We start from the raw sequence: 24,986 nt of genomic DNA, 5'->3' as shown, positions 1-24,986 counted from the left end.
GGCGAAAGGCGTTCCGAGCGAGCGGCGCAGCGTCCCGGCACCGATCACCGACCCGGTCCCCGGCTACCCGATCGCAACCCTCTGTTCGAATAGCTGCCGGGTTACGGCTTCCCTCCACAGATTCGGTGACTTTCTGCCGTCCACATCCTGGGGACCGGGGAGTTGTCCAGATCGTGTCCACAGCGCGCCCTGCGGACGGACCATCAGACCAGCTCAGCAGCCTGTGGATTCGTGGACGAAAGATCTCCACAGACTGTGGACGACGGATTGATCCACAGGCTGTGCATCGAGTTGTCCACTGCTCGCCCACAGGCTGGGGGCGGTTGTCCCCAGTGTGAGGCCGCTTCTCCACACGGCTGTCCACTGTTCGGCAACCCGGCGCGCCTCCTCACCGGGTCGAGTGAAAGGCGTCACACGAAGGTGCCGGGTTGGGCTGTGGGAAAGGCGGGTAAACCTGGGGACGGCGCTGGGGAGAACTCGCCCTTCCCTGTGCACGGGGTGTGCAGAACTTTCCGTTCTCCACAGATACCCCGGGTTGTCCACCGCCGTCACCCACAGGGTCCGTGGACAAAATTCCGGCTCTGAGCAGGGCAAACGCGGTTATCCACGGTATCCACAGGCCCTACTACTACTCCCAACTAGAGGTAGCTGGGAATTCGTTTCGAAGCGGGTCCTGTGCACAACTCGCTCTCCGGTGCCCGGCTGCCCCTCGTCACGACTTGACCCCGAGAGGCACCTACTGTCAGTGGGGTGCGTCAGACTGGTCCCCGGTGTCCTCCCCCTCACCGGGACCGTCGACACCGAGACAGACGACGAGGGCCAGGCAGAGCGAGAAGCGCCGGCAACAGCAGGAGGCGGCAACAGTGAAGATCCGGGTGGAACGCGACGTACTCGCGGAGGCAGTTGCCTGGGCGGCACGCAGCCTCCCGGCCCGTCCGCCGGCGCCTGTCCTCGCCGGCCTGCTGCTGAAGGCCGAGGAGGGCCAGCTGAGCCTGTCCGGCTTCGACTACGAGGTCTCCGCCCGGGTGGGCGTCGAGGCCGAGGTCGAGGAGGAGGGCACGGTCCTGGTCTCCGGCCGCCTGCTCGCGGACATCTGCCGCGCGCTGCCCAACCGTCCGGTGGAGATCTCCACAGACGGTGTACGGGCGACGGTGGTCTGCGGCTCCTCGCGGTTCACACTCCACACCCTGCCTGTGGAGGAGTACCCGGCCCTGCCCCAGATGCCGAACGCCACGGGCACCGTCCCCGGTGAGGTCTTCGCCTCCGCGGCCGCCCAGGTCGCCATCGCGGCCGGCCGTGACGACACGCTGCCCGTCCTCACCGGCGTCCGCATCGAGATCGAGGGCGACACGGTCACGCTGGCGTCCACCGACCGCTACCGCTTCGCGGTCCGCGAGTTCCTGTGGAAGCCGGAGAACCCGGACGCCTCCGCGGTCGCCCTGGTGCCCGCCAAGACGCTCCTGGACACCGCCAAGGCCCTCACCAGCGGCGACCAGGTGACGCTGGCGCTGTCCGGCTCGGGCTCCGGCGAGGGCCTGATCGGCTTCGAGGGCGCCGGCCGCCGCACGACGACCCGCCTGCTGGAGGGCGACCTCCCGAAGTACCGCACGCTGTTCCCGACGGAGTTCAACAGCATCGCCGTGATCGAGACCGCCCCCTTCGTGGAGGCCGTCAAGCGCGTCGCCCTGGTCGCCGAGCGGAACACCCCGGTGCGGCTGAGCTTCGAGCAGGGCGTGCTCATCCTGGAGGCCGGCTCCAGCGACGACGCACAGGCTGTGGAAAGGGTCGACGCCCAGCTGGAGGGTGACGACATCTCGATCGCCTTCAACCCGACGTTCCTGCTGGACGGCCTGAGCGCGATCGACTCCCCGGTGGCCCAGCTGTCGTTCACGACGTCCACCAAGCCCGCCCTGCTGAGTGGCAGGCCCGCGCTGGACGCCGAGGCGGACGACGCCTACAAGTACCTGATCATGCCGGTGCGGCTGAGCGGCTGAGCGGCTGAGGCGGCCGGATCCGGCGGTCGCTGTCCACAGGCTGAGGATAAACCCGCAGGTGAGGACGTACGACTGAGCGCGTATGCCCACAGATGTGCGTGAGCGTCCGGGTCTAGGCTCGGACGCGGGCACTCACGTCCCGCAACGCCAGTCGGACACCTGCGAACCAAAGGAAAACAACTGATGGAGCTCGGTCTCGTCGGCCTCGGCAAGATGGGCGGCAACATGCGCGAGCGGATCCGCCGCGCCGGCCACACCGTCTACGGATACGACCGCAATGCGGACCTTGCCGATGTCCACAGCCTGCGCGAGCTTGTGGGCAAGCTCAGCGGCCCGCGCGTGGTCTGGGTGATGGTCCCGGCCGGCGAGGCCACGCAGTCGACCATCGACGAGCTTGGCGAGCTGCTGGAGCCCGGCGACGTCGTCGTGGACGGCGGCAACTCCCGCTGGACGGACGACGAGAAGCACGCCGAGCAGCTGGCGGCCAAGGGCATAGGCTTCGTCGACTGCGGCGTCTCCGGCGGCGTCTGGGGCCTGGAGAACGGCTACGCGCTGATGTACGGCGGCGACGCCGAGCACGTCGCAAAGGTGCAGCCCGTCTTCGACGCCCTCAAGCCGGAGGGCGACTTCGGCTCCGTGCACGCCGGCAAGGTCGGTGCGGGCCACTTCGCGAAGATGGTCCACAACGGCATCGAGTACGCGATGATGCAGGCCTACGCCGAGGGCTGGGAGCTGCTGGAGAAGATCGAGTCCGTGACCGACGTCCGGGAGGTCTTCCGCTCCTGGCAGGAGGGCACGGTCATCCGCTCCTGGCTGCTGGACCTCGCGGTGAACGCGCTCGACGAGGACGAGCACCTGGACGGGCTCCGGGGTTATGCACAGGACTCCGGCGAGGGACGCTGGACTGTGGAGGCCGCGATCGACAACGCGGTTCCGCTCCCGGCGATCACCGCGTCGCTGTTCGCGCGGTTCGCCTCGCGCCAGGAGGACTCGCCCCAGATGAAGATGATCGCGGCGCTGCGCAACCAGTTCGGCGGCCACGCGGTCGAGAAGAAGTAACCGAGCACCGAGGGAGGTCGGCGGAACGACCATGCACGTCACGCATCTGTCGCTGGCCGACTTCCGCTCCTATCCCCGGGTCGAGGTCCCGCTCGACCCGGGGGTCACGGCCTTCGTCGGGCCGAACGGGCAGGGCAAGACCAACCTCGTCGAGGCCGTCGGCTATCTCGCCACCCTCGGCAGCCACCGGGTCTCCTCCGACGCCCCCCTGGTCCGCATGGGCGCCGAGCGGGCGATCGTCCGGGCGCAGGTCCGGCAGGGCGAGCGGCAGCAGCTGGTCGAGCTGGAGCTGAACCCCGGGCGCGCCAACCGTGCCCGCATCAACAGGTCCTCGCAGGTCAGGCCGCGTGACGTGCTGGGGATCGTACGGACCGTGCTGTTCGCGCCGGAGGATCTCGCCCTGGTGAAGGGCGACCCCGGGGAGCGGCGGCGCTTCCTCGACGAGCTGATCACGGCCCGGTCCCCGCGCATGGCCGGGGTCCGCTCCGACTACGACCGGGTGCTCAAGCAGCGCAACACCCTGCTGAAGTCGGCCGCCCTGGCCCGCCGGCACGGTGGCCGCTCCATGGACATGTCCACCCTGGACGTGTGGGACCAGCACCTGGCGCGCGCCGGCGCCGAGTTGCTCGCGCAGCGCCTGGACCTGATCGCCACGCTCCAGCCGCTGGCCGACAAGGCGTACGAGCAGCTGGCTCCCGGCGGCGGGCCGATCGCGCTGGAGTACAAGCCGTCGGCCCCGGGCGAGGCGCACACGCGCGAGGACCTGTTCGAGCAGTTGATCGCCGCGCTCGGCGAGGCCCGCAAGCAGGAGATCGAACGGGGCGTCACCCTGGTCGGCCCGCACCGTGACGACCTCCAGCTCAAGCTGGGCCAGCTGCCCGCCAAGGGCTACGCCTCCCACGGCGAGTCCTGGTCCTACGCGCTCGCCCTGCGTCTGGCCTCCTACGACCTGCTCCGGGCCGAGGGCAACGAGCCGGTGCTGGTGCTGGACGACGTCTTCGCCGAGCTCGACACCCGTCGGCGCGAGCGCCTCGCCGAACTGGTCGCGCCGGGCGAGCAGGTCCTGGTGACCGCCGCGGTCGACGACGACGTGCCCCACGTGCTGTCCGGGACCCGGTTCGCCGTGTCCGAGGGAACGGTGGAGCGCGTATGACGGAGAACACACCCCAGCCGCCGAAGCCGTCCGGGCAGCCCGAGCCCTCCGGCGTCGACCTCGCGCGCGTGGCGCTGCGCGCGGCCAAGGACGCCGCCCGCGCGCGGGGGGACGCGGCGCAGCAGAAGAAGCAGGCGCGCCGGGGCGGCGGCCTGCGTTCCGGGGCGCACGCCGACGGCCGCGACCCCCTGGCGCTCGGCGCCGCGATCAACCGGTTGATCACCGAGCGGGGCTGGGAGGCTCCGGCCGCGGTGGGCGGCGTGATGGGCCGCTGGCCGCAGATCGTCGGCGAGGACGTCGCCAAGCACTGCGTGCCCGAGAAGTACGACGAGGACGAGCGCGTCCTGGTCGTGCGCTGCGACTCCACGGCCTGGGCGACGAACCTCAGGCTGCTGGCCCCGACCCTGGTCGCCCGTCTCAACGAGGATCTGGGGCACGGCCGGGTGCGGCACATCAAGGTGCTCGCCCCCAGCGCCCCCACGCGCCGATACGGCCCTCTCCGCGCCCCCGGCAGCAGCGGTCCCGGCGATACCTACAGGTGACTTACGTCACGCCTCACCGGCCCGGAACGACGGGTTCGGTCCCCTCGGCATGGCGCCGCACAACGTGGCGGACCGGGAGCTGACTCCTAAGTAGCAACGGGTTGACGGCTGAAAGCGCTGAGTGCCGCTGTGAGCCTCTTGGAGCCCCCATCCGTATATCGGGAGTCGGACGAGACCCGTCGAGGGCGGCACATGCGGACTCAGGTACCCGCAAACCCCCATCAGTGTCAGTGCTACCGGTAGAATGGAGAGCAATCCCGCCCCCAGCGTGGGGACCGTCCGGGAAAAGCTGAGCAACGCTGATTTCAAGGCTTACCAACGCAACATGCCGCAGCCGCTCCGGCATCCCTCCCCGCGGAGGGGGCACCCCCAGGAGCCCGGCTCGTGCTGTGCCAGAAAGGGCGCTTCGTGGCCGATTCCGGCAACCCCAACGAGAACAACCCGTCCACCGACGCAGGCGTGACCGGCGAGGCGATCACCTCCAGCGGCGAGGTCACCGCCTCGTACGACGCCAGCGCCATCACCGTCCTCGAGGGTCTGGACGCGGTCCGCAAGCGACCCGGCATGTACATCGGCTCGACCGGTGAGCGCGGTCTGCACCACCTGGTGCAGGAGGTCGTCGACAACTCCGTCGACGAGGCCCTGGCCGGCTACGCGGACACGATCGACGTGACGATCCTCGCCGACGGCGGCGTCCGGGTCGTCGACAACGGCCGAGGCATCCCGGTGGGCATCGTCCCGTCCGAGGGCAAGCCCGCCGTCGAGGTCGTGCTGACGGTGCTGCACGCGGGCGGCAAGTTCGGCGGCGGCGGTTACGCGGTCTCCGGTGGTCTGCACGGCGTGGGCGTCTCCGTCGTCAACGCCCTCTCCACGAAGGTCGCCGTCGAGGTCAAGACGGACGGCCACCGCTGGACGCAGGACTACAAGCTGGGTGTCCCCACGGCACCGCTCGCGCGGCACGAGGCCACCGAGGAGACCGGCACGTCGGTCACCTTCTGGGCCGACGGCGACATCTTCGAGACCACGGACTACTCGTTCGAGACGCTCTCCCGGCGCTTCCAGGAGATGGCCTTCCTCAACAAGGGCCTGCGGATCAACCTCACCGACGAGCGCGAGTCGGCGAAGGCCACCGCCGGTGCGGACGAGGCGGGCGAGGACGAGAAGCACGAGGTCAAGAGCGTCTCGTACCACTACGAGGGCGGCATCGTCGACTTCGTGACGTACCTGAACTCCCGCAAGGGAGACCTGGTGCACCCCACCGTGATCGACCTCGAGGCCGAGGACAAGGACAAGAACCTGTCCCTCGAGGTCGCGATGCAGTGGAACGGCGGCTACACCGAGGGCGTGTACTCGTTCGCCAACATCATCCACACGCACGAGGGCGGCACGCACGAGGAGGGCTTCCGCGCGGCGCTGACGTCCCTGATCAACAAGTACGCGCGCGACAAGCGGCTGCTGCGGGAGAAGGACGACAACCTCACGGGTGACGACATCCGCGAGGGTCTGACGGCGATCATCTCGGTCAAGCTGAGCGAGCCCCAGTTCGAGGGCCAGACGAAGACCAAGCTGGGCAACACCGAGGTCAAGACCTTCGTGCAGAAGGTCGTCTACGAGCACCTCACCGACTGGCTGGACCGGAACCCGAACGAGGCCGCGGACATCATCCGCAAGGGCATCCAGGCGGCCACCGCGCGCGTGGCGGCCCGCAAGGCCCGTGACCTCACCCGCCGCAAGGGCCTGCTGGAGACCGCGTCCCTGCCCGGCAAGCTCTCCGACTGCCAGTCGAACGATCCCACCAAGTGCGAGATCTTCATCGTCGAGGGCGACTCCGCCGGCGGCTCGGCCAAGTCCGGCCGCAACCCGGAGTACCAGGCGATCCTGCCGATCCGCGGCAAGATCCTGAACGTCGAGAAGGCGCGGATCGACAAGATCCTGCAGAACCAGGAGATCCAGGCGCTGATCTCGGCCTTCGGCACCGGAGTCCACGAGGACTTCGACATCGAGAAGCTCCGCTACCACAAGATCATCCTGATGGCGGACGCCGACGTCGACGGCCAGCACATCAACACCCTGCTGCTGACCTTCCTGTTCCGCTTCATGCGGCCCCTGGTCGAGGCCGGTCACGTGTACCTCTCCCGTCCCCCGCTCTACAAGATCAAGTGGGGCAAGGACGACTTCGAGTACGCGTACTCCGACCGCGAGCGCGACGCCCTGATCGAGATGGGCCGCAACGCCGGCAAGCGCATCAAGGACGACTCCGTCCAGCGCTTCAAGGGTCTCGGTGAGATGAACGCCGAGGAGCTGCGCATCACGACCATGGACCAGGAGCACCGCGTCCTCGGCCAGGTCACCCTCGACGACGCCGCCCAGGCCGACGACCTCTTCTCGGTCCTCATGGGCGAGGACGTCGAGGCCCGCCGCGCGTTCATCCAGCGCAACGCCAAGGACGTCCGCTTCCTCGACATCTGAGTCGGTCTCAGCTGACCGCACCAGGAAGGACCTTCACCAGCAATGACCGACGAGAACACTCCCGTGACGACGCCCGAGGGCGACGCCCTCGCCATGCGCGTCGAGCCCGTCGGGCTCGAGACGGAGATGCAGCGCTCGTACCTCGACTACGCGATGTCCGTCATCGTCTCGCGTGCGCTGCCCGACGTCCGCGACGGCCTCAAGCCCGTCCACCGCCGCGTGCTGTACGCCATGTACGACGGCGGCTACCGCCCCGAGCGCGGCTTCTACAAGTGCGCCCGCGTCGTCGGCGACGTCATGGGCAACTACCACCCGCACGGCGACTCCTCCATCTACGACGCGCTCGTGCGCCTGGCCCAGCCCTGGTCGATGCGCATGCCGCTCGTCGACTCCAACGGCAACTTCGGCTCCCCGGGCAACGACCCGGCCGCGGCCATGCGGTACACCGAGTGCAAGATGGCGCCGCTGTCGATGGAGATGGTCCGTGACATCGACGAGGAGACCGTCGACTTCACGGACAACTACGACGGCCGCTCCCAGGAGCCGACCGTCCTGCCGGCCCGCTTCCCGAACCTGCTGATCAACGGCTCGGCCGGTATCGCGGTCGGCATGGCGACCAACATCCCGCCGCACAACCTGCGCGAGGTCGCCGCCGGCGCCCAGTGGTACCTGGAGAACCCCGAGGCCTCCCACGAGGAGCTGCTGGACGCGCTGATCGAGCGCATCAAGGGCCCGGACTTCCCGACCGGCGCGCTCGTCGTCGGCCGCCGGGGCATCGAGGAGGCGTACCGCACCGGTCGCGGCTCCATCACCATGCGCGCGGTCGTCGAGGTCGAGGAGATCCAGAACCGCCAGTGCCTGGTGGTCACCGAGCTGCCCTATCAGGTCAACCCGGACAACCTCGCGCAGAAGATCGCCGACCTGGTGAAGGACGGCAAGATCGGCGGCATCGCGGACGTCCGCGACGAGACCTCCTCGCGCACCGGCCAGCGTCTGGTCATCGTGCTGAAGCGGGACGCGGTCGCGAAGGTCGTGCTGAACAACCTCTACAAGCACACCGACCTGCAGACCAACTTCGGCGCCAACATGCTGGCGCTGGTCGACGGCGTGCCGCGCACGCTCTCCCTCGACGCGTTCATCCGCCACTGGGTGACGCACCAGATCGAGGTCATCGTCCGCCGTACGCGCTTCCGGCTGCGCAAGGCCGAGGAGCGGGCACACATCCTGCGCGGCCTGCTGAAGGCCCTGGACGCCATCGACGAGGTCATCGCGCTGATCCGGCGCAGCGACACCGTTGAGATCGCCCGCGGCGGCCTGATGAGCCTGCTGGAGATCGACGAGATCCAGGCCAACGCCATCCTCGAGATGCAGCTGCGCCGGCTGGCCGCCCTGGAGCGCCAGAAGATCGTCCAGGAGCACGACGAGCTCCAGGCGAAGATCAACGAGTACAACGAGATCCTGGCTTCCCCGGTCCGCCAGCGCGGCATCGTCAGCGCCGAGCTGGCCGCGATCGTCGAGAAGTTCGGCGACGACCGCAAGACGAAGCTGATCCCGTACGAGGGCGACATGTCCATCGAGGACCTGATCGCCGAGGAGGACATCGTCGTCACGGTCACCCGGGGCGGCTACATCAAGCGCACCAAGACCGACGACTACCGCGCCCAGAAGCGCGGCGGCAAGGGCGTGCGGGGCACGAAGCTCAAGGAAGACGACATCGTCGACCACTTCTTCGTGTCCACCACGCACCACTGGCTGCTGTTCTTCACGAACAAGGGCCGGGTCTACCGCGTCAAGGGCTACGAGCTGCCCGACGCGGGCCGGGACGCGCGCGGTCAGCACGTGGCGAACCTGCTCGCCTTCCAGCCGGACGAGGCGATCGCCGAGATCCTCGCGATCCGCGACTACGAGGCGGTCCCCTACCTCGTCCTGGCCACCAAGGCCGGCCTGGTGAAGAAGACGCCGCTGAAGGATTACGATTCGCCGCGTTCCGGCGGTGTCATCGCGATCAACCTCCGCTCGATGGCGGACGGTTCCGACGACGAACTGATCGGTGCCGAGCTGGTCTCGTCCGACGACGATCTGCTGCTGATCAGCAAGAAGGCGCAGTCGATCAGGTTCACCGCGTCGGACGAAACCCTGCGTCCCATGGGCCGTGCCACCTCGGGTGTCAAGGGCATGAGCTTCCGCGAAGGGGACGAGCTCCTCTCGATGAATGTTGTTCGACCCGGTACGTTCGTGTTCACTGCCACAGACGGCGGGTACGCGAAGCGGACCGCCGTCGACGAGTACCGCGTCCAGGGTCGCGGCGGCCTCGGCATCAAGGCTGCCAAGATCGTGGAGGACCGCGGCTCCCTCGTCGGCGCGCTGGTGGTCGAGGAGACCGACGAGATCCTCGCCATCACGCTGTCGGGCGGTGTGATTCGTACGCGAGTCAACGAGATCAGGGAAACCGGCCGTGACACCATGGGCGTCCAACTGATCAATCTGGGCAAGCGCGATGCCGTCGTGGGCATCGCTCGCAACGCCGAGGCGGGGCGCGAGGCGGAAGAGGTCGACGGCGACGTGGTCGTCGACGAAACCGCCGAGGGCGCCGCTGTCACCGGCACGGACGAGGGTGAGGTGCCCTCGGCCGAGTAGGCACGAGGAGTGAGTCAGCGTGAGCGGAGCCACGGGCGCCGGACCGAGCGGTACCTCGACGGGTACGGACACGGGCGACGGCGGCCGTGGCTCCGCCGCGCGTGCGGCGGACCCGCAGACGACCAACCTCAAGCCGATCACGTCCACGGACGCGGAGACGCCCTCGCGCGGCGCGCGGGACGCCAAGGGAGCGGCGGGGACGGACGCCCGGGGCAAGCAGGCCCGGGGGAAGGGTGGCGCGGGCACGGCCGCCCAGGACCAGGGCACCGCCTCCCCGCTGCCGGGCGAACGCCAGACGCAGCAGCAGGCCGGGCCGTACCACCCGCCGCAGGCCTACCCGGCGCAGCAGGGCGCCGCCGCCGACGCGGCCGTACGGCGGCCCCGCACGGGGGCGCGGACCGTGCCGCGGGTGCGCAAGGCGCGGCTGCGGGTGGCGAAGGCCGACCCGTGGTCGGTGATGAAGGTGAGCTTCCTGCTCTCCATCGCCCTGGGCATCTGCACGATCGTCGCGGCCGCCGTGCTGTGGATGGTCATGGACGCGATGGGCGTCTTCTCGACGGTCGGCGGCACGATCTCCGAGGCCACCGGCTCGAACGAGTCCAACGGCTTCGACCTGCAGGCCTTCCTGTCGCTGCCCAACGTGCTGATGTTCACCTCGGTCATCGCGGTCATCGACGTCGTCCTCGCGACGGCCCTCGCGACGCTCGGCGCGTTCATCTACAACCTCTCCGCCGGCTTCGTCGGTGGTGTGGAGCTGACCCTCGCCGAGGACGAGTGAGGAACGCTCCACAACCGATTTTGGGACTGCCCATGTCGTGCGCTAATCTTCAGGAGTCAGCGCGCGGGACACACACCGCAGAGCGCGGCGGGGCTATAGCTCAGTTGGTTAGAGCGCATCCCTGATAAGGATGAGGCCACAGGTTCAAATCCTGTTAGCCCCACCAGCACGAAGACCCCCAGTCGACACCGGCTGGGGGTCTTCGGCGTTCATGGAACAGCGGGCGCGGAACCACCGGCACATGGGGGACACATGACCGTCGCGAAGCTTCTGGGACCCTCTCTCGCCGCCCTTCTCATGGTCTCGGTCACCGCCTGCGGGGCGTCGTCCTCCGGGCCGGATGCCCCGGCGGGTGCCGCGACCGGTTCGGGGACCGCCCGGACGCCTTCGGCACATGCCGAGCCCGTCGCCGCCGTCATGCCCGACGTCGTCGGCGGCAACGCCGGGCGCGCGATCGAGCAGTGGGGTTCCGCAGGGGACGTGACCTTCGAGGACGCGAGCGGAAAGGGCCGTTCCGTGGAGGATCCGGCCGGGTGGAGGATCTGCGGCTCCCGGCCCGGCCCGAACCAGCAGATCACCGAGTACCCGGTGGTCTTCGAGGTGGTGCGGGTCTCGGAGACCTGTGCGGCCGCGTCGGCGAGGTGACATGCCGTCCGCGCCCGGCCGGCGCCGGACATGCGTGAGCCCGGCGGCTCTGTCGAGCTGCCGGACATGCGTGAGCCCGGCGGCTCTGTCGAGCTGCCGGGCTCTGTACGCAGGATCGCCGGGGTGGGATCAGGGAATCAGCGCTGGAGCGGTGTGAGGTGCTCGCTCTCGGAGTCGCTGTCCTCGTCGGCGCAGTCGGTGGTGGCCGGGGCCGCCGTGTCCGCGACCGCGCGGTGGCGGCAGCGGGGCGACTTCCCGTGGGCCTCGGCGCGGATGCGCTGCTTCATCGTGGGGGGCAGGGCCCTGGCCTGGGTCCAGGGGGGCGCGACCGATGCCGTCCGCTGCTGCGGGATGCCGCCGCCGGTGCTCGTGCTGTTGCGCTCCTGCTCGGTCTGCGGTACCGCCGCGGCGGCGGTGGTGGTGACGAGTCCGAGCGCCGTGCACAGCGCGAGGAAGGCGGTGACGATGGTGGTCCACAGCTTCATGACCTTGTTCCGGGCCATGGCCCCTCACTTTCGGGTCGGGCGATTTGCGTACTTTCCTCATGATGTGTATGTGGGCCGGGAAGTGGTGGATCTCCGACCGTGGCGCCGCGATGTTCAGATGAACACCACCCGGATGGCCGCATGAGGGGCGAAATGGTGCGCAGAGCGCTGAAGAAGGGACAGAAGTAACCGTCCGTCGGGGTGTGATCACCCTCCGATCGGATCGGCCGCCTTCGCTCCTATCCCGCTGTGGGGGAGGCGAGTTGAGGGCCGACTCAGGTCACCGATCGGTATCGGTCGGTGTGTATAGTCGGGCGCCAGAGGTCCCCTACGTCAAGGAAAGACGAGGTCGCGCGGTGAAGAAGCTTCTCCTGGTCGCACTGGCCGCCATCGGCGGGCTCCTCGTGTACCGCCAGATCCAGGCGGATCGCGCCGAGCAGGATCTGTGGACGGAGGCGACCGACTCCGTGCCCACGGGTTCGTGAGCCACGAGCACCCATAGCGAACACACCCCGGCCGCGTCGCGGTCGGGGTTCTGTGTGCCGAGGGGCGGCCGCGGAGCCCGGGGGCGGGGCAGGATGGGCCACGGTTTCACGGTTCGTGGTCCGGCGACGGTGAGGGGTGGGACGTGAGGGGACGGTGTCGTACGGCCCGGGGACGGCGTACGAGGGCGTGGCGCGGCCGTCCCGCGCGGGCGGTGCGCCGGGGGGCCGCGACACTGGCGCTCGGCCTCTCGATCGCCGGCGTGCCGGGGCAGGCGATGGCCCTGCCGGCGCTGCCCGGGACGGTCGCGGCACCGAGCCCCTACGGCTTCGCCGGGGACGCGACCGGCATCGAGGGAGCCCGCAGCACCGCCGACGCCGACCCGCTGGTACCCGGCCGGTCCTACCGGAGCTCGCTCCCGAGCAGCGCCAAGGTCAGCTACCGCCTCGACCTCGACGCCACCACGAACGCCTACGTCTCGGTCACCGCCGTGCCACCCCCGGGCAGTTCCGTCTCCGTCGTCGACGGCCTCAAGGTGTCCGTGCAGGACGCCGAGGGCAACTCCTGCTCCGTCGACACCACGCCGTTCGGCTCCGCCCGCAGCCCGCACCCGATCGCGGCCTGGGGCATGCGCGAGATCTCGCCCGGCAAGCCCCTGTGCCGCGCAGCCGGCGCGTACTACGTGTCCGTCGAGCGGGCCGACCCGGAGGGCGAGGGCTCCTCACCGGACACCTGGCAGCTGGAACTGCTGGCCGTGACGGAGCCGCGGACGGTGAAGGCCGGTGCCACCGGGGCGCCCCAAGCAGGGGACTCGGCCACGCCGAAACCGCTTCGAGGAGACGCCGAGCAGCGCGACGGCGGTGCCGGGTTCGCCGGGGCGACCCCTCTGGACCAGGGGGTCTGGCGGGACGAGCTGCGTCCCGGGCAGACGGTCTTCTACGCGGTGCCGGTCGACTGGGGACAGCAGCTCTCCGTCACCGCCGACCTCGGCGGTTCGGGCTCCGGTGGCACGGGATACGCCTCGGACGCCCTGGAAGTGACCCTCTACAACCCCGCGCGCGGCCATGTCGCCCGCATCGGCGTCGGCTTCGACGGCGACCAGCAGTCAGGCAGTCTGCCGCCCCTGCCGCCCGTCGACCACGCCAACCGCAACTCCCCCCTGGCACAGACCGGCGCGCTGCGCTTCGCGGGCTCCTACTACCTGGTCGCCCATCTGTCGGAGGGAGTCGCCGACAGCTTCGGGGACGGGCCCTTCCCGATGACCTTGCGGGTCGAGGTGAGCGGAACGGCACAGGCCGGACCCGACTACGCGGGGACGTCCGATCCCGAGGGTGTCTTCGACGTCTCCGAGGAGGACCGGCAGGCCGCGGCGGACGGGGTTGCGGGGGGTGACGACACCGCGTTGCGCGTGGTCGCCGTGAGCGGCATCGGCACCGGGAGCGCGCTGCTGGTGGGTCTCGGGGTCTGGACGCTGCTGGCTCGCCGGCGGAGCGCCGCGCCCGGTTGACGCCCGGAAGGGCTGGACCGCGTCAGATCTGGGCGAGGGCCCAGAAGCCCACGACGTAGCAGGCGAGCGCCAGGACCAGGAGCGGGACGACCGCCTTGGCCGGGGGCCCGGGACGGACCGGGCGCCGGGCGCGATGCCGTGCGGGCTGCTGACCGGCGGGTGCGCTCTGTGGACTGTGGGCGGTGTACGAGGCCGTGACGGTGTCGACACGGTAGTGCTGCGCGGGCGGCAGCGGCTGGGCCGTGTACGTCGACGGGGCCGGCTGCGCGGGGGGCAGCGGGTGCGTGGGGTCGTGGGGGGAGACGGGGCGCTGCGGGGGGAGTGCCTCGGCGGGCGGCACCGGAGCGGGGGAAGAGGTGCCGGTGGCGTGTGGGGGCGGCAGGTGGAAGCTGCCGGTGTCCGACATGGAGGGGGGCCGGGCATGGGCGGCCGCCGCATCCCGGGGGTCGGAGGTCGAGGGTTGGTGCCCGGCCGGTGCGGGCCGGGAGGTGCCTGGGGGGTGGGTGGGGCCGGTGGGGCGAGAGCCGGGCTGCGAAGGCTCGTTCGCCCCGGGTGACCGGGGGTTCTCCTGCCCTGCCGACTCGTCGGTCGCCGGTCCCGCACGCTCACTGTCCGTCATGCCCGAGCCGGTCACGGAACCCGGCGTCCCGGTGCCCGGACCGGTTTCGCCGCCCGTACCGGTGCCTGGGCCGTGTTCCGGGCCGTCGCCGGTCTGCTGCCGTCCGGACGGTACCTGGGCGGGCCCCAGCCCCTTCGCCCGCCGCAGGGGGCCCTCGGGGGCGAACCCCTGTGGAAGCGGGCCGAGTTGGTCGAAGATCTCGATCAGTTCGTCGTCCGGGCCCGGCTCGGGGAGCAGCTCCGCCGCGGCCGCGAGGGCCTTGCGCGCACCCGTGGCCGTCCGGAACCGCGCCTCGGGGTCCGGCTGGAGCAGGGTGGCCACCACCTGCCAGAGCGGTTCGGGGATGCCCTTGGGCGCGCCGGGCGTCCCGTGCTCGGCGAAGTAGTGGATCAGTGCCTTGCTGTCCGGCTTGGCGCCCTCCAGCAGGTACAGGGCGACCAGTCCCACGGCGAACAGGTCGGCCGGGAAGTCCGGCTCGGATCCCATCAACTGCTCCGGCGCCAGGTAACCCGGCGTGCCCACCACGAGGTTGGTCTCGGTCAGACGGGGTTCGCCCAGCCGCATCGCGATGCCGAAGTCGGACAGGCGCAGGCGCGGCCGGGCCGTTCCGGTGGCTTCCAGGAGTACGTTGGCGGGCTTGACGTCGCGGTGCACGACGCCCTCCGCGTGCACGGCGGCCAGTCCGGCCAGCAGCTGGTCGAGCAGGGTGCAGACGAACACCGGCGGAAGCGGGCCGTAGTCGCCGACCAGGTGCACCAGCGAGCCGCCCGCCACCAGGTCCATGGTGAACAGGACCTTGTCGTCGTCGGCCGCCCAGCTGGTGGGGGCGAGTACATGGGGATGGTCGATCCGCAGGGCCTGTTCGCGGACGAACCGGAGGAGCGAGTGCGCGTCGCTCTGCAGCAGGACCTTGGCGGCCACGTAGCGGCGACGGCGGTGGTCCCAGGCGCGCCAGACGGCGCCGACTCCTCCGCGTCCGATCGGGTCGACCAGTTCGTACCGGCCGGCGAAGACCTCACCCATGGCTGTACGTCGCTCCTCCCCCAGTGGCTACCCCCGTTGCCCGTGCCGTGGCGCATCATCCGCCTGTGCGCATCCCCCGTACCGCGCGCATCCCCCGTCACTTCGCTCACTGCCTGCTGCCGACCCCCTTCGGCAGCGGGCCGAGGTCAGTTCTGGTGGGACTGGTAGTGCGCGACGGCGTCCGAGGTGCGGCCGGCGCCGTAGACCCGGAGGAACTCTGCCAGCTCCGGATGCGTGGGGGCGAGGGTCTCGGCGGCGTCGATGATGTCGCCGGCGGCCGCGACGGAGCGGAGCAGGGACTGGATCTCGCGGACGACGCGCTTGACCGTGGGCGCTCCCGAACTGCTCGTCGTCTGCGTGGTGTTGCCGAGCACCGAGCCTCCTTGTGACTTCTTGATCTCCTCCATGCGCTCGGTGGCCTCGGCGGCGCTGACGCTGCCGTCGGCGACCTGTCCCGCCAGGTCCTGCAGCAACTGCACCCGCTGTACCACGGCGGGATTGCCGATCTTCGCCCGCTGACCGCTCATCAGCTGGGACAGCATCGGCGCGGACAGTCCCAGCACCCCCGCGAGACGAGCCTGGTTGAGCCCAAGATCGTCGATGAGCCTACGGAAGAGCGCCCCCAGCGGCTCCCCGTACCAGTTCCGCTGCAGTTCCCGCGCTCTTGCGGTGGCTTCCTGCTGTGCGGCGTCCATTGCGTCTCCCCATCGCTTCCCCAAGTACGGCGGTTCGCGGTAGCGAACCACGCCGAGCATCTTACGGAGAGTGGTCGTCGACGGGGACCCCCAATCTTTTTGCGGAATCCCGGGGGTGACCCGGTACTCTGGTCTCCGACGCCCGCCGGGACGCGGTTTCCGGGTCGGACGTCTCCTTCCGGGGCCTTAGCTCAGTTGGTAGAGCGCTGTCTTTGCATGGCAGATGTCAGGGGTTCGACTCCCCTAGGCTCCACTGCGAAAAGACCCTCCGAGCTGCGGAAACGCAGATGCGGAGGGTCTTTTTCGTGTGTGCTGCGATCTTCCCCGGGCGGGTGTTTCACGTGAAACAGCGCGGCGGGGCAGAAGACTTCAAGTCTTCTGCCCCGCCGCGCTGTTGGATCCGGCTCGTCAGGAACGGTCGTCGCGCTGGGCGGCCTCATCCTCGGCCTGCTTGGCCTCGACCTCCGGGTCCAGGACCGACTCGCCCGTGCCGTCCACGGAGGACAGACGCCCCGACTCGGGGACCTCCGTCGCCGCGGGCGGCTCGACCAGCCAGTCCGGGTTGGCCTGCTTGTCCCACCACTTCCACGCGGCGAAGGCACCGCCCGCGACGGCACTCAGAATCACCAGCGTCTTCATGGCCTTGCCGGCCTTGGCCCGCCGCTGCTGCTTGCGGACGAGCTTCTGGATCTCCTTCGACGAGACCTGTCCACGCAGGGCGGCCATGACAGCCGCACTCCGTGCCGCGGCCTCGGTGGTGACGGGTCCGGCCGCGGCCACGGCCTGCTCGATCCTCGGCCGGGAGTACTCCGCCGCCTGGCGGGCGGCCTTGCGGGTGCGGACGGCAGCCTCATGGGCGGCCTGGTCGACCTTCGGTGGCACGTGCGTGCGGGCCTGCTCCAGATACGGCTGGACGTGCGTGCCGTACTGAACGCGAGCCTGCCCGGCGGCCTGCGTCACCTTGGGCGCTAGCCGTACGCGTGCCTCGTGTGCGTAGTGCGCGGCCCTGTCCTTGGCCGTGTCGGCGTAGGGCGCCACCACTTCCGCGGCGTGCAGCACGCTCTCCTTCGCCGAACCGGTCGCGGCGCGCACGCTGTCGATGCGGGTCACGGGTTCCTCCTCCTCGGTGGCGTACGGTAATTCGACTTTCCACCCTTTTACGGATCATGCCTCTCGGTGCACGACTGGGCATGCGCGGACGGGCATCCGGGTCACGCGAACGAGCGCCCGAGCGCCGATCACGTGCGATAGCGGATGAATAAGGGGCAACAGGAGCTTGTCGTCGACAATGCCACGGATCGCCGTCGTCCGCCCCCGACCCTGAGGGACTCGACCGGATTTCTGCGACCGCCCGCCGAGGGTTTCCCCCCGTTGCACCGAGGCCGGACGACGCGAAGGCCCGTCCATGCGAGGATCAGAGAGTCACAGAAAGACAACGGAAGGCAGATCGTGGCTGAGCAGCTCTACGCCACCCTGAAGACCAACCACGGCGACATCGAGGTCCGGCTGCTGCCGAACCACGCCCCCAAGACGGTCAAGAACTTCGTCGAGCTCGCCCAGGGCGAGCGGGAGTGGACGAACCCGGAGACGGGTCAGAAGACCACGGACAAGCTCTACGACGGCACGGTCTTCCACCGGGTGATCAGCGGCTTCATGATCCAGGGCGGTGACCCGCTGGGCAACGGCACCGGCGGTCCCGGCTACCAGTTCGAGGACGAGTTCCACCCGGACCTGCGCTTCGACAAGCCCTACCTGCTGGCGATGGCCAACGCCGGCCCGGGCACCAACGGCTCGCAGTTCTTCATCACCGTCTCCCCGACGGCGTGGCTGAACCGCAAGCACACCATCTTCGGTGAGGTCACGGACGCGGCCAGCCAGAAGGTCGTGGACACCATCGCCACGACCCAGACGAACCCGCGCACCGACCGCCCGCTGAACGACGTGATCATCGAGTCGGTCGTCATCGAGACCCGCTGAGCCGGGTACCGAGGTCGCCACGGGGAACCAATCGCCCTGCTCGTCCGTAAGGATGGGCAGGGCGGGCCTTTTCACCACGACCGAGGGGATTCCATGGACGACCAGGCTGCGGGCAGCCCGCAGGACGCCCACAGCGTCCCCCTGTGCTACCGCCACCCGGACCGCGAGACCGGCATCCGCTGCACCCGCTGCGAGCGTCCGATCTGCCCCGAGTGCATGGTCGACGCCTCGGTCGGTTTCCAGTGCCCCGAGTGCGTCCGGACCGGCTCCGGCACCGGTCACCCGCCCTCGGCCGCCGTGCCCCGCACGATCGCCGGCGGTGCCGTCATGGCCGACCCCCGGCTGATCACCAAGCTCCTCATCGGGATCAACCTGGCCGTCTTCATCGCCGTCTCGGTGCACGAATCCCTGCTGAGCGACCTCGTCCTGCTCGGCGCCTGGCCCCCGGCTCCCTTCACGCCCACGCAGGGCGTCGCGGGAGGCGAGTGGTACCGCATGGTGACCTCGATGTTCACCCACCAGGAGATCTGGCACATCGCGTTCAACATGCTCAGCCTGTGGTGGCTCGGCGGTCCGCTGGAAGCGGCCCTCGGGCGGGTGCGCTATCTCGCCCTGTACTTCGTCTCGGGACTCGCGGGCAGCGCCCTGGCTTATCTCCTGGCTTCACCCAACACCGCGACGCTCGGCGCCTCCGGAGCGATCTTCGGGCTGTTCGGTGCCACGGCCGTGCTGCTGCGCCGGCTGAACTACGACATGCGGCCCATCATCGCGCTGCTGGCGATCAACCTGATCTTCACCTTCAGCCCGGGCTTCAACATCTCCTGGCAGGCCCACATCGGAGGCCTCGTCGCCGGTGTCATCGTGGGATACGGCATGGTCCACGCCCCGCGTGAGCACCGCGCCCTGGTGCAGTACGGCACGTGCGCCCTGGTGCTGGCCGTGGTCGTCCTGCTGACCGTGCTGAGGACCGTACAGCTCACCTGAGCAGGCGTTGTCCACAGCGGGTGGCCGATCCTGTGCATACGGTGCGGGAACATACGTGCCCCCTGTCACCTACCTGCGTCACCGCAGGTCAGACAGGGGGCGAACGTATTTTCGACTCGTGGTACTTCCGTCATACCGGCGTCAACACTCACCGAGTTATCCACAGATCGTCGTTTCTTTTCCACCTGTGGAAAACTGCTGTGGATAACTCAGTGAACAACCTTGGGCAGAGCTGCGTTCACCGGCTGGTGACCGCTACTTCCACTGGGTCGAGACGCCGAATCCGGCGGCGATGAAACCGAAGCCCACCACGATGTTCCAGTTGCCCAGGGAGTCGATGGGCAGTGAGCCGTCGGTGACGTAGAAGATGACGATCCAGGCCAGACCGATGAGGAACATGGCCAGCATGACGGGCGCGACCCAGGCACGGTTGGTCAGCTTGATCGCGGTCGTCTGCTTCGCAGGCGGCGGCGTGTAGTCGGCCTTCTTGCGGATACGTGACTTCGGCACGAGGGTCTCTCCTGTCGATGCGCTGCGTGGCCGCGCAGGTAACTGAGTCGGTCTCGGGGCAGCGGGAGGGGACTCCGATGGCTCCCCCGGGGCGTCCGTTAGCGTAGTGCTTCCGCCGCGCCGAAGGAGATAAGGGTACGTTGAGCAATTCTGCCGACTCCCCCGGGACGGGATCCACCCCCGAGCGCGAACGTCGTTTCCGGCCGGTGCGGATCCTCACGGCGGCTGTCTTCGCTCTCGCCGGACTCATCTTCTTCACCAGCTTCAACACCGCCAAGGGCACCAACATCCGCACGGACACCTCGCTGCTGAAGCTGTCCGACCTCATCCACGAGCGCAGCCGGGAGAACGGCGAGCTGGACGAGAGCAACGGAGCCCTGCGCCAGGACATAGAGGCCCTGGCCGAACGGGACGACGGCAGCACGCGCGCGGAGGATGCCAAGCTCGCGGCCCTGGAGAAGCGGGCGGGGACGCAGAAGCTCAAGGGCGAAGGCCTCACCGTCACCCTCGACGACGCCCCGCCGGACGCCACCGCCAAGCTCCCCGGCTACCCCGAGCCGCAGCCCGACTACCTGGTCATCCACCAGCAGGACCTCCAGGCCGTGGTGAACGCGCTGTGGCAGGGCGGCGCCAAGGGCATCAAGGTCATGGACCAGCGGCTGATCTCCACCAGCGCCGTGCGCTGCGTCGGCAACACCCTGATCCTCCAGGGCCGCGTCTACTCGCCCCCGTACACGATCACGGCGGTCGGGGATCCGGGGCGGCTGAAGAAGGCGCTGGCCGAGGCGCCCGCCATTCAGAACTACATGGTCTACGTCAACGTCTACGGGCTCGGCTGGAAGGTCGAGGAGAACGGCCCGGTGACGCTGCCCGGCTACTCGGGCACCGTGGACCTGCACTACGCGAAGCCCGTGGAGCAGTAGGCCTTTCGCGATCACGTACATCCCATGGGCCCGTACAAAACAGTGCCCTCCGACTTCGAGGCGATCGACGCTGTCCCACGTACTTCCGGGTGGACGGGTCCGGGCCGGCAGCTCACGCCGACCACCTGCGAACCGGAGCGGAGGCCGGGAAACCAGAGGCGCCGCGCCGTTAGTCTGGTGGCTGTACGGCGTGGGTCTGGTGCCGTGGTACGACGGAAGGGACGGCATGTACGGCTGGATCTGGCGGCATCTGCCGGGGAACGCGTGGGTGAAGGCGTTGATCTCACTCGTCCTGGTCGTGGCCGTGGTCTACGTCCTCTTCCAGTACGTCTTCCCGTGGGCGGAGCCGCTGCTTCCCTTCAACGATGTGACGGTGGACAACCAGTGAGCGCGCGCATTCTGGTCGTGGACAACTACGACAGCTTCGTCTTCAACCTGGTCCAGTACCTGTACCAGCTGGGTGCCGAGTGCGAGGTCCTGCGCAACGACGAGGTCTCCACGGCACACGCCCAGGACGGCTTCGACGGTGTGCTGCTCTCCCCCGGGCCCGGCACCCCGGAGCAGGCCGGCGTCTGCGTGGACATGGTCCGCCACTGCGCCGAGACGGGCGTCCCGGTCTTCGGCGTCTGCCTCGGCATGCAGTCGATGCAGGTGGCGTACGGGGGTGTGGTGGACCGGGCGCCGGAACTGCTGCACGGCAAGACGTCCCTGGTCGAGCACGCCGGTGGCGGCGTCTTCGCGGGTCTGCCGTCGCCCTTCACGGCGACGCGCTACCACTCGTTGGCCGCCGAGCCGGCCACGGTGCCGCCCGAGCTGGAGGTCACCGCGCGGACGGAGGACGGCATCGTCATGGGCCTCAGGCACCGTGAACTGCCGGTCGAGGGAGTGCAGTTCCATCCCGAGTCGGTGCTGACCGAGCACGGGCACCGGATGCTGGCCAACTGGCTGGCGGAGTGCGGCGACGAGGGCGCGGTGGCGAGGTCGGCCGGGCTCGCCCCGGTGGTGGGCAGGGCCACGGCGTGACCGCGCTGCGCCCCGAGCGCGAGTCCGACACCTCGTACGGGCAGCAGTCGTACGGGGCGCCGGGCGCGTTCGAGGAGTGGTCGGGACCGGCGGCCTACGGGGGTGGCCCGCAGGCGGGGCCGCAGCCGTACCCGCAGGGGCCAGGCCCGGGGCGCGGGCCGTTCCCGCCCGGGGCGCGGCAGCCGTATCCGGCGTCGTACGAACCGGTGCCGCAGGAGTACCAGCCGCCGCCCGTGACCGACGAGGAGACCGTCGCGCTGCGGATACCGGATCCGCCGCCCAGCGAGGACTTCACAGCGGGCTCTGCGAGCGCCGGCGGGGCGCAAGGACCCGGATCCGCCACCGGCGGCCGTGCGGCCCGCAGAAAGGCCGCCAAGGGCCGCCACGGGCGCCATGGAGACGCCGCCGAGGCCCCGCCGTCGGGCCGGAGGGCCGCCCGAGGGGCCGGGCAGCCGGCCCGGGAGGGCGCGCGGGCGCCGCTGTCCCGCGTCGAGGCGCGGCGGCAGGCGCGGGCGCGCAAGCCCGGTGCCGCGGTCGTGGCCAGCCGGGCGATCGGCGAGGTGTTCATCACCGCCGGTGTGCTGATGCTGCTGTTCGTCACCTACCAGCTGTGGTGGACCAACGTCCGGGCTCACGCACAGGCCGGCAAGGAGGCCAGCAGCCTCCAGAACGACTGGGCGAGCGGCAAGCGCAACCCGGGCACCTTCGAGCCGGGGCAGGGGTTCGCCCTGCTGCACATCCCGAAGCTGGACGTGGTCGTACCGATCGCCGAGGGCACCAGCAGCAAGGGTGTCCTGGACCGGGGCATGGTCGGCCACTACGCGCAGGGCGCGCTCAAGACCGCGATGCCGGGCGACAGGACCGGGAACTTCGGGCTCGCGGGCCACCGCAACACGCACGGGGAGCCGTTCCGCTACATCAACAAGCTCTCTCCGGGCGACCCGATCGTCGTCGAGACGCAGGACGACTACTACGTCTACAAGATGGCCTCGATCCTGCCGGTGACCTCGCCCAGCAACACGAGCGTCCTGAACCCGATCCCCAAGGGGTCGGGGTTCACCGAACCCGGCCGCTACATCACGCTGACCACGTGCACCCCGGAGTTCACCAGCAAGTACCGGATGATCGTCTGGGGCAAGATGGTCGAGGAACGGCCGCGCAGCAAGGGCAAGCCGGATGCGCTCGTCAGTTAAGGGCAGATGACCAGTGGCAGCGACCACCGACACGAGTTCAGAAGAGCACACCGGCAGGGGGTCCCGGCCGCCCGCGGCACGGCGCCGTCCCGGTCCGATGGGGATGGCGGTCAGCTTCTTCGGCGAACTCCTCATCACCGCGGGCCTGGTCCTCGGCCTGTTCGTCGTCTACTCGCTGTGGTGGACCAATGTGGTCGCCGACCGCGCGGCCGGCAAGCAGGCCGACAAGGTCCGTGACGACTGGGCCCACGGCAGGGGTGGTCCCGGTGCGCTCGACACGAAGAACGGCATCGGCTTCCTGCACGTGCCCTCGATGAGCAAGGGCGAGGTGCTGGTCGAGAAGGGCACCTCGAACAAGATCCTCAACGACGGTGTCGCCGGCTACTACACGGACCCCGTCAAGGCGGCCCTGCCGATGTCCGGCAAGAAGGGCAACTTCTCCCTCGCCGCCCACCGGGACGGCCACGGCGCGAAGTTCCACAACATCGACAAGATCGCCAAGGGTGACCCGATCGTCTTCGAGACGAAGGACAAGTGGTACGTCTACAAGGTCTACGGCGTCCTGCCCGAGACCTCGAAGTACAACGTCCAGGTCCTGTCGCCCGTCCCCAAGGAGTCCGGCCGGAAGAAGCCGGGCCACTACATCACGCTGACGACCTGCACCCCGGTGTACACGAGCACCTACCGGTACGTCGTGTGGGGCGAGTTGGAGCGGGTTGAGAAGGTCGACGAGCAGCGGACCCTGCCGAAGGAACTGCGGTGAGGTGACGGCGGGTCCCGACAGCGAAGCGCCCCGGCACTCGTCGAGTGCCGGGGCGCTTGCCGTACGTCCTGCGTGAGGCGGTCAGTCGTCCTCGCTGCGGCCGGTGATGCCGCCGAAGATGCCGCCTCCGCCGTTGTCACCGCCGCCGTTGTTGTTGCCCCCGCCGCCGGCCGTCGTCAGCGTGATCGTCTGGCCGCCCGGGTTGTCGACCTCGGTGCCGGGCTGCGGGTCCTGCTGGGTGACGATGGCGTTGTCGTCCTGCGGGCCGGAGACCTGGATGTTGGTGAAGCCCTGCTGCTGCAGGATCTGCTTCGCCTGGCCCAGGGGCCGCACCCGGACCTCGGGCACCTTGACCTTCTTCTGCTCCTTGGCCTTGCCGACCACCATCTGCACGGACGAGTTCTTGTCGACCTGCTGGTTGGCCTGCGGGGTGGTGGAGATGACCTTGCCGACCTGGTTGGGGTCGTCGGTCTCCTGCTCGGTGCAGTTGCCGACCAGGTCGTTGGCCTGCATCTGGGCCTTCGCCGCGTCACAGCTCTGGCCGACCACGTCCGGGACGGTGGACTTCTTCTCCGCCTTGGCGATGGTCAGGGTGATCGTCGAACCCTTCTCCACCTCTTCGCCCGTGGTCGGGTTCTGCTCCAGCACCTTGCCCGGGTCCTCGGGGGACGTCCGGGTCTCCGTCTTGACGTCGAACTGGTACTTGTCGCCCTCCAGCTTGTCCTTGGCCTCGTCGATGCTCAGGCCGGTGACACTGGGGACGGTCACCTTCGGGGCGCCGGTGGAGACGACGACCTCGATGGTGGAGTTCTTCTTGACCTTGGTGGTAGCCGTCGGGTTCTGCGAGCAGACCTTGCCCTTGCTCTGGTCCTCGCAGGGCTTGTTGGTCGTGCTGAGTTCGAGCTCGCTGTTGGTCGCCAGTCTCCTGGCGTCCTCCAGCTTCTGCCCGACCAGACTGGGGACGCGGACCGTGTCGTTGGACACGCCGTCACCGCCGAACGCCCAGCGGCCGATGAGGATCGCGCCGACCAGGACGAGGATGCCGGCCACGACCAGCAGGATCGTCGAGGTGCTGGACTTGCGCTGCTGGCCGCGGCGCCGGTCGGGGCGGTCGTCGTAGCCGTAGCCGCCGTCGTCCGGGTTCATCGGGGGCAGCATCGAGGTGGCGCCCGCGCCGGAGTCCGCGCGCAGGGCCGTCGTCGGCTGGTCGTCCGGGTAACCGCCGTAGCCGACCGAGCCCATGGCCGCCGCGGCGGCGACGGGCTGGCCGTCCAGGCAGGCCTCGATGTCGGCGCGCATCTCGTCGGCCGACTGGTAGCGGTAGTCGGGGTCCTTCGTCAGGGCCTTCAGGACGATCGCGTCCATCTCGGGCGTGATCTCGGGGTCGAAGACCGAGGGGGCCTGGGCCTCCTCCCGCACGTGCTGGTAGGCGACGGCCACCGGGGAGTCGCCCACGAACGGCGGGCGGACGGTGAGCAGCTCGTACAGCAGGCAGCCCGTGGAGTACAGGTCCGAGCGGGCGTC

General features: G+C 69.6%; 23 protein-coding genes and 2 tRNA genes. 19 read left to right on the top strand and 6 right to left on the bottom strand.

Annotated elements, in window-relative coordinates; genetic code table 11:
- Positions 1-863: 863 nt before the first annotated feature.
- From dnaN to ACZ4M5_RS25515, 9 genes are all read left to right on the top strand, one after another.
- On the top strand, positions 864-1,994 hold the full coding sequence (gene dnaN, locus ACZ4M5_RS25555; RefSeq protein WP_467740154.1) for a DNA polymerase III subunit beta: 1,131 nt from the start codon (positions 864-866) through the stop codon (positions 1,992-1,994).
- A gap of 183 nt (positions 1,995-2,177) precedes the next feature.
- The gene (gene gnd / locus ACZ4M5_RS25550; protein WP_467740153.1) at positions 2,178-3,053 is read left to right on the top strand and encodes a phosphogluconate dehydrogenase (NAD(+)-dependent, decarboxylating); all 876 of its coding nucleotides are present in this window, start codon (positions 2,178-2,180) and stop codon (positions 3,051-3,053) included.
- A 31-nt stretch (positions 3,054-3,084) separates the two neighbouring features.
- Complete coding sequence (gene recF, locus ACZ4M5_RS25545) at positions 3,085-4,206, top strand: DNA replication/repair protein RecF (RefSeq protein ID WP_467740152.1); 1,122 nt, start codon at positions 3,085-3,087, stop codon at positions 4,204-4,206.
- The gene (locus tag ACZ4M5_RS25540; RefSeq protein ID WP_369196892.1) at positions 4,203-4,748 is read left to right on the top strand and encodes a DciA family protein; all 546 of its coding nucleotides are present in this window, start codon (positions 4,203-4,205) and stop codon (positions 4,746-4,748) included. The genes recF and ACZ4M5_RS25540 overlap by 4 nt, the downstream gene beginning before the upstream one ends.
- Before the next feature lie 408 nt (positions 4,749-5,156).
- Complete coding sequence (gene gyrB, locus ACZ4M5_RS25535; protein ID WP_467740151.1) at positions 5,157-7,217, top strand: DNA topoisomerase (ATP-hydrolyzing) subunit B; 2,061 nt, start codon at positions 5,157-5,159, stop codon at positions 7,215-7,217.
- A 42-nt stretch (positions 7,218-7,259) separates the two neighbouring features.
- Positions 7,260-9,854 carry a DNA gyrase subunit A gene (gene gyrA, locus ACZ4M5_RS25530; RefSeq protein ID WP_467740150.1) on the top strand — a complete coding sequence of 865 codons (2,595 nt, stop codon included), beginning with the start codon at positions 7,260-7,262 and terminating at the stop codon, positions 9,852-9,854.
- Positions 9,855-9,873: 19 nt separating this feature from the next.
- On the top strand, positions 9,874-10,632 hold the full coding sequence (locus tag ACZ4M5_RS25525) for a DUF3566 domain-containing protein (RefSeq protein WP_467740149.1): 759 nt from the start codon (positions 9,874-9,876) through the stop codon (positions 10,630-10,632).
- 89 nt (positions 10,633-10,721) lie between these two features.
- A tRNA-Ile gene (locus ACZ4M5_RS25520) sits at positions 10,722-10,798 on the top strand.
- An 86-nt stretch (positions 10,799-10,884) separates the two neighbouring features.
- A complete protein-coding gene (locus ACZ4M5_RS25515; protein WP_467740148.1) occupies positions 10,885-11,277 on the top strand; it encodes a hypothetical protein in 393 nt (130 codons plus the stop codon).
- Positions 11,278-11,414: 137 nt separating this feature from the next.
- Here the strand turns inward: ACZ4M5_RS25515 and ACZ4M5_RS25510 are convergent, their stop codons facing one another.
- A complete protein-coding gene (locus ACZ4M5_RS25510; protein ID WP_467740147.1) occupies positions 11,415-11,780 on the bottom strand; it encodes a DUF6344 domain-containing protein in 366 nt (121 codons plus the stop codon).
- A 338-nt stretch (positions 11,781-12,118) separates the two neighbouring features.
- On the opposite strand from ACZ4M5_RS25510, the gene ACZ4M5_RS25505 reads away from it, so the two are divergent.
- Both ACZ4M5_RS25505 and ACZ4M5_RS25500 read left to right on the top strand, forming a co-directional pair.
- Entirely contained in the window at positions 12,119-12,247 is a 129-nt protein-coding gene (locus ACZ4M5_RS25505) for a DLW-39 family protein (RefSeq protein ID WP_003999697.1), read from the top strand.
- 260 nt (positions 12,248-12,507) lie between these two features.
- Positions 12,508-13,752, top strand: a complete 1,245-nt coding sequence (locus ACZ4M5_RS25500) for a hypothetical protein (RefSeq protein WP_467740146.1) — start codon at positions 12,508-12,510, stop codon at positions 13,750-13,752.
- A gap of 22 nt (positions 13,753-13,774) precedes the next feature.
- On the opposite strand, the gene ACZ4M5_RS25495 is transcribed toward ACZ4M5_RS25500, so the two are convergent.
- Both ACZ4M5_RS25495 and ACZ4M5_RS25490 read right to left on the bottom strand, forming a co-directional pair.
- The gene (locus ACZ4M5_RS25495) at positions 13,775-15,394 is read right to left on the bottom strand and encodes a serine/threonine-protein kinase (protein WP_467740145.1); all 1,620 of its coding nucleotides are present in this window, start codon (positions 15,392-15,394) and stop codon (positions 13,775-13,777) included.
- Positions 15,395-15,540: 146 nt separating this feature from the next.
- On the bottom strand, positions 15,541-16,089 hold the full coding sequence (locus tag ACZ4M5_RS25490; RefSeq protein ID WP_467740144.1) for a helix-turn-helix domain-containing protein: 549 nt from the start codon (positions 16,087-16,089) through the stop codon (positions 15,541-15,543).
- Between the two features lie 180 nt (positions 16,090-16,269).
- Here ACZ4M5_RS25490 and ACZ4M5_RS25485 point away from each other — a divergent pair.
- Positions 16,270-16,342: transfer RNA gene (locus tag ACZ4M5_RS25485), tRNA-Ala, on the top strand.
- Between the two features lie 155 nt (positions 16,343-16,497).
- On the opposite strand, the gene ACZ4M5_RS25480 is transcribed toward ACZ4M5_RS25485, so the two are convergent.
- Complete coding sequence (locus ACZ4M5_RS25480) at positions 16,498-17,199, bottom strand: DUF5324 family protein (RefSeq protein WP_467740143.1); 702 nt, start codon at positions 17,197-17,199, stop codon at positions 16,498-16,500.
- Positions 17,200-17,538: 339 nt separating this feature from the next.
- Between ACZ4M5_RS25480 and ACZ4M5_RS25475 the strand changes: the two genes are divergently transcribed.
- Positions 17,539-18,066: a peptidylprolyl isomerase gene (locus tag ACZ4M5_RS25475; RefSeq protein WP_369196912.1), complete on the top strand. Its 528-nt coding sequence runs from the start codon at positions 17,539-17,541 to the stop codon at positions 18,064-18,066.
- Between the two features lie 93 nt (positions 18,067-18,159).
- Entirely contained in the window at positions 18,160-19,050 is an 891-nt protein-coding gene (locus ACZ4M5_RS25470) for a rhomboid family intramembrane serine protease (protein WP_467740142.1), read from the top strand.
- A 255-nt stretch (positions 19,051-19,305) separates the two neighbouring features.
- On the opposite strand, the gene crgA is transcribed toward ACZ4M5_RS25470, so the two are convergent.
- Positions 19,306-19,560 carry a cell division protein CrgA gene (crgA, locus tag ACZ4M5_RS25465; protein ID WP_369196914.1) on the bottom strand — a complete coding sequence of 85 codons (255 nt, stop codon included), beginning with the start codon at positions 19,558-19,560 and terminating at the stop codon, positions 19,306-19,308.
- A 140-nt stretch (positions 19,561-19,700) separates the two neighbouring features.
- Between crgA and ACZ4M5_RS25460 the strand changes: the two genes are divergently transcribed.
- The 5 genes from ACZ4M5_RS25460 to ACZ4M5_RS25440 all read left to right on the top strand — a co-directional run bounded on the left by ACZ4M5_RS25460 (position 19,701) and on the right by ACZ4M5_RS25440 (position 23,462).
- Positions 19,701-20,483 carry a DUF881 domain-containing protein gene (locus ACZ4M5_RS25460; RefSeq protein WP_467740141.1) on the top strand — a complete coding sequence of 261 codons (783 nt, stop codon included), beginning with the start codon at positions 19,701-19,703 and terminating at the stop codon, positions 20,481-20,483.
- Positions 20,484-20,673: 190 nt separating this feature from the next.
- Positions 20,674-20,871 (top strand): hypothetical protein, encoded by a 198-nt coding sequence (locus tag ACZ4M5_RS25455; RefSeq protein WP_333931867.1) that lies wholly within the window; start codon positions 20,674-20,676, stop codon positions 20,869-20,871.
- Positions 20,868-21,506, top strand: coding sequence for an aminodeoxychorismate/anthranilate synthase component II (locus tag ACZ4M5_RS25450; protein WP_467740140.1), 639 nt, complete (start codon positions 20,868-20,870; stop codon positions 21,504-21,506). The genes ACZ4M5_RS25455 and ACZ4M5_RS25450 overlap by 4 nt, the downstream gene beginning before the upstream one ends.
- Positions 21,503-22,699, top strand: coding sequence for a class E sortase (locus ACZ4M5_RS25445; protein ID WP_467740139.1), 1,197 nt, complete (start codon positions 21,503-21,505; stop codon positions 22,697-22,699). Before ACZ4M5_RS25450 ends, ACZ4M5_RS25445 begins: the two co-directional genes overlap by 4 nt.
- 13 nt (positions 22,700-22,712) lie before the next feature.
- On the top strand, positions 22,713-23,462 hold the full coding sequence (locus ACZ4M5_RS25440) for a class E sortase (protein WP_467740138.1): 750 nt from the start codon (positions 22,713-22,715) through the stop codon (positions 23,460-23,462).
- Positions 23,463-23,543: 81 nt separating this feature from the next.
- Here the strand turns inward: ACZ4M5_RS25440 and ACZ4M5_RS25435 are convergent.
- Positions 23,544-24,986: Stk1 family PASTA domain-containing Ser/Thr kinase (locus ACZ4M5_RS25435; protein WP_467740137.1), on the bottom strand; the 1,443-nt coding region annotated here is incomplete at its 5' end.

Source organism: Streptomyces sp. NPDC026246, from assembly GCF_055567995.1.
The sequence above is the reverse complement of the archived record's forward strand: the minus strand, read 5'-3'. Positions and strand labels throughout refer to the sequence as shown.